Annotated in this window: 3 protein-coding genes; all 3 read left to right on the top strand. The window is 35.1% G+C overall.

What is annotated here, in order from left to right; translation table 11 throughout:
- Nucleotides 1-1,391: 1,391 nt before the first annotated feature.
- Genes ACNQGJ_RS16765 through ACNQGJ_RS16755 form a run of 3 tightly spaced genes read left to right on the top strand, consistent with a single transcriptional unit; the run spans nucleotide 1,392 to nucleotide 3,124 of the window.
- Nucleotides 1,392-1,907, top strand: coding sequence for a HipA family kinase (locus tag ACNQGJ_RS16765; protein ID WP_417975064.1), 516 nt, complete (start codon nucleotides 1,392-1,394; stop codon nucleotides 1,905-1,907).
- On the top strand, nucleotides 1,897-2,235 hold the full coding sequence (locus tag ACNQGJ_RS16760) for a hypothetical protein (RefSeq protein ID WP_417975066.1): 339 nt from the start codon (nucleotides 1,897-1,899) through the stop codon (nucleotides 2,233-2,235). The genes ACNQGJ_RS16765 and ACNQGJ_RS16760 overlap by 11 nt, the downstream gene beginning before the upstream one ends.
- A 1-nt stretch (nucleotide 2,236) precedes the next feature.
- Entirely contained in the window at nucleotides 2,237-3,124 is an 888-nt protein-coding gene (locus ACNQGJ_RS16755; RefSeq protein ID WP_417975068.1) for a hypothetical protein, read from the top strand.
- Nucleotides 3,125-4,652 lie beyond the last annotated feature (1,528 nt).

The raw sequence follows: 4,652 nt of genomic DNA, 5'->3' as shown, positions 1-4,652 counted from the left end.
TTTTCTTTTGCCTTGATGCAAAAGAAACAAAAGATCAAGCCTGAATATTTTTATCCCAAAAATCATCGGACAAATTTTCCTATCGCGACCCCAGCCGCTCGTGTTTCACACTCGACTCGGGGGTCACTCCCCTGCGGCCAGCGCTGAAATCCTTACCTTGATTTTCTGGTTTAAAAATATAAGGGCGGGGAGAGGAGGTTGATGAGTAAAATCAAGCTTGTACTGTCGTTACATGTTTTTTGTGTATTAAGAGATTCTTACTTTTTTCCTTGATGAAAAAAGTAACAAAAAAATCAAGCCTGAAAATAAAAAGTTTGAAAACTACTTCGAAGTTCCATTTCGCACCCCGAGCCGTTCGTCCTGCGCACTCAACTCGCGGAGTGCTGCCACTTCACTTCTTCGTTGTTTTCTATGCTTTTTATTTAAGGGCGAGTTAAAAGTACACGTTAGTTCGATGATGCTTTATCAATCAGCTTAGGATCAATTAATTGGGCCGGCGCTGAAATTCTTACCGTGATTTTTGGGATAAAAATATAAGGGCGGGGAGAGGCGGTTGATGAGTAAAATCAAGCTTGTACTGTCGTTACATATTTTTTGTTTATTAAGATATTTTTTTCTTTTGTCTTGATACAAAAGAAACAAAAAATCAAGCCTGAACATTTTTATCCCTAAAATCATCGGACAAATTTCCCTATCGCGACCCCAGCCGCTCGTGTTTCACACTCGACTCGGGGGTCACTCCCTTCGGCCAACGCTTAAATTCTTACCGTGATTTTTTGGTATAAAAAGATAAGGGCGGTCTGAAGAGGGTATAATTGTACGTTTACTGATCTACTGCTATTTTTATCTATAAAGAGGATTTTTTCTTTTGTCTTGATTACTCACGAGTTAATAATTTATTGGAGTTCGTGAATCTTTGATTTCAAAAGAAACAAAAAATATTCATGGGTTATTATTGTTTTTTGGTATTCATGAATCTTCGATTTCAATCCTGAATATTTTTACACCAAAAATCATCGGACAAATTTTCCTATCGCGACCCCAGCCGCTCGTGTTTCACACTCGGCTCCGGGGTCACTTCCTGCGGCCAACGCTGAAATCCTTACCGTGATTTTCTGGTTTAAAAATATAAGGGCGAGTAAAAGCGGAAGTTTAGTTGTATTTTGCTCTGTTTTAAGTTCTCAGAGCAGAAGAGCTCGAAGAGCAGGGTTTTTTTAGCTATCCGCGCTTTATACGCTCTGTTTTATCTTTCTAATATAAGCGGTACTTGATGCAATCGAGCACCAGCGGGGTGTAGGAAGTTGGGAATATTGTTTCACAGTAAATTCCCTATTAAAATCATTGTTTTAAAGAAATACTACTATATTTACTACATATTTATAATAAATAGTATGGTTGACATTCTCAAGGTTAAAACAGAACTTTTATTAGAAGAGACAAAAACAAGCGATCATGCACCTTTGAAGTTTATTTGCAACGATAGCCATCTGTATTACTGCAAATATTTAGTCGATTTTGATCCAAATGAAATTAATTGCCTTGCTTATGAAATAGTCTCCCATTATCTATTGAAAGCCTTGAATATCCCTACTCCAGATATTGCTTTGGTTCAAGTTTCCGAAGGAACTTTGGATAAAAGTAAAATCATAAAAAACAGACGACTTCGTGTAAATCATATTTGCTTTGGCTCTAAAGGAATAGATCCTTCAGAAGAAATTAACGAATTTGAAACCTGTAGTAGCAAAGGAGATTATAATCGAATTCTAAATCCAGAGGACGTTGTTAAAATAGCCCTTTTTGATTTATGGATTAATAATGTAGACCGAGGACGATTTATCAATCCAGGATTTAATTACAATCTTTTGGCTGTTAGATATGGCAACAAACGTAAAAATAATGGCATTTGACCATGCTTTCGTTTTTGGTGGAGTTCAACAAATAGGAGTTTTTAATTCGAAAATTCCCTTCGGAAATCAGGATAAATTCCATCAATCGGATTTTTACAAGAGCTTTATTAGCTTTATGGATGAAGAAGAAATAATTAAAATTGTTGATGATTTCATACCTTTGTTGAAAATTTCGCATAAAGAGGTTATTGATACTATTGTTTTTCAATTAACTGATGTATGGAAATTAACGCCTAATTTAGCGGACCGAATTCATGAATATTTGTTTTGTGAAGAACGAATTGAAAAAGTAAAAGCGGTTATATTGAACAGTAAATCCATTTATTAAAATGAAAACATTTTTTAGCATCGTCAGCATTCAAACCAACCCTATTTCTTCGGAAAAAGTGGTGATGGGCGTATTGGCTATTACCGAAAATGAGATTTATTTTGATTATTCAAAAAGCAAATTAGGATTATTGGATAAATTGGCTCCTACCAAAATTGGGATTGGAAGTATGGCTAAAAATGCGTTGCAACAAATAAAGCAAAAAGTTACTGACGCTAACAAGGCACTGACCAAAGATCAAAAGAAATTAGTGTTTGAAAAATCGATTTTCTCTAAAGACTATATTTCTTATTTGAATAAATACAATAATGGTATTTTGCATTTTTCAGAACCTGCTTCTTTACCTTTTGATTTTACTGCTGAGAAATTCATGCAGTATTATTACAACTTTGTAGGTGAAATTGTAGCCATTGAAACCAAAAAAGAAATCGTAACTTTTGCCAAAAAGATAAAACCTGCTTTTGAAAAAGAAGGTCTTGAAGAAAAAGCTGATTTAAAATTTACTTTTGAACCTATTACTTTCAATGGTATCTTAAAAGAAACACACATACCGTTGATTACTAAAAATGGAGCTATTAGCGCCATTCAAACCGTTGATTTTAGTTTAGGAGAACAAACAGTGGTGCACCATTTGTATGAAACGTTAATTATACAACAGTCTTTGAATGTCTTTGCCAAAAAGGCAAATACTACAGTCAAAAAAATTAAAATTGCATTTGAAGAACCTAGCCAAGGTACATTACAGCATGATTTGTTTGATTTGAGTATTAAAAACTACAAAGATGATTTTGATTTTATAACACCAGATACATTAGAAAAAGAAACGGAAGTGATTTGTAACTCCAACAATATCAAATTCTCTGAATTTCTTTTGACTTTAGAATCTTAAAGAGGGCTTTTCAGCCCTTTCTTTTATACAATACGTTTTACGATTATTATTCTTTAAAATATTTTAACTTCACTTCACATTGCAGTCACGGAATGCAATTCCGCGCCATCGGGGTTTTCTGGTTTAAAAATATGAGGGCGGGTTGAAGTCGGAACTTAGTTTGATTTTGCTTCGCTTTACATTGTAAAACAGTTTTCAGTACGCAGTCGGTTCCGGGTCACTTCATTCGGCCGGCGCTGAAATTATTACCGTGATTTTGTGGCGTAAAATTATAGTAGCGTTCCGAAGAGGGTTTAAAAGGAACATTTGCTGTTGTAAGTACTATTTTATATCTTGAATGTGATCTTTTTCTTTTGCCTTGATGCAAAAGAAACAAAAGATCAAGCCTGAATATTTTTACACCAAAAATCATCGGACAAATTTTCCTATCGCGACCCCAGCCGCTCGTGTTTCACACTCGACTCGGGGGTCACTCCCTTCGGCCAACGCTTAAATTCTTATCGTGATTTTCTGGTTTAAAAATAAAAGGGCGGGGAGAGGAGGTTGATAATGATGATTTTTATTTTGCATTGATATATAACAAGTTAATAATTTATTGGAGTTTGTGAATCTCTAATTTCAAAAGAAACAAAAAATCAAGCCTGTAATGTCCTTACACGTTTTTTTCATGAAATTCTTTTCTTTTGTCTTGATTACTTACGAGTTAATAATTTATTGGAGTTCGTGAATCTTTGATTTCAAAAGAAACAAAAATCAAGCTTGTACTGTCGTTACATGTTTTTTGTTTATTAAGAGATTCTTTTCTTTTGTCTTGATTACTCACGAGTTAATAATTTGTTGGAGTTCGTGAATCTTTGATTTCAAAAGAAACAAAAAATCAAGCCTCAATATTTTTACACCAAAAATCATCGGACGCATTTCCCTATCGCGACCCCAGCCGCTCGTGCTGCACACTCGACTCGGTGGTCACTCCCTGCTGCCAGCGCTGAAATTCTTACCGTGGTTTTTTGATGTAAAATTATAAGGGCGAGTAGAGGATATTAGTTCACTGTTTTACGATTTTCGTTTTATACTCCCGCATCAGCCGGGTACGGCTTATCTAATAACTTAAGCGACAAGGCACAATTTAAAAACTCAATTTGAAAATCAATGTTCCCTCAAAGAGAAACCGCTTGCGTATTCCCCTCTCGAGAGGGGTTAGGGGTGTGTTTTTTTGGTTGTAAATTCCTAAAAGTGGCATAATATCAGCAATGTGGTTCTTAAAAATATAAGGGAGGATATAGAAAATAGGTCTAATGTCAAATGTTGTTTTCTATGCTTTTTATTTAAGGGCGAGTTAAAAGTACACGTTAGTTCGATGATGCTTTATCAGTCAGCTTAGGGTCACTTCATTCGGCCGGCGCTGAAATTCTTACCGTGATTTTCTGGTATCGCAACTATGAGGGCGGTGCGAAAAGGATTTAAATGACGGTTCGCTGGTTTTATTATTATGTAATTGAAGAGAATCTTTTCTTTTTTACTTTTTTAT

This window comes from Flavobacterium cryophilum, from assembly GCF_048286555.1.
Lineage (GTDB): Bacteria > Bacteroidota > Bacteroidia > Flavobacteriales > Flavobacteriaceae > Flavobacterium.
This window is presented reverse-complemented; position numbering and strand designations above follow the sequence as displayed.

Coding starts and splice junctions, on each gene's coding strand:
- ACNQGJ_RS16765 (WP_417975064.1), top strand. CDS start 1,392: ATGGTTGACATTCTCAAGGTTAAAACAGAACTTTTATTAGAAGAGACA.
- ACNQGJ_RS16760 (WP_417975066.1), top strand. CDS start 1,897: ATGGCATTTGACCATGCTTTCGTTTTTGGTGGAGTTCAACAAATAGGA.
- ACNQGJ_RS16755 (WP_417975068.1), top strand. CDS start 2,237: ATGAAAACATTTTTTAGCATCGTCAGCATTCAAACCAACCCTATTTCT.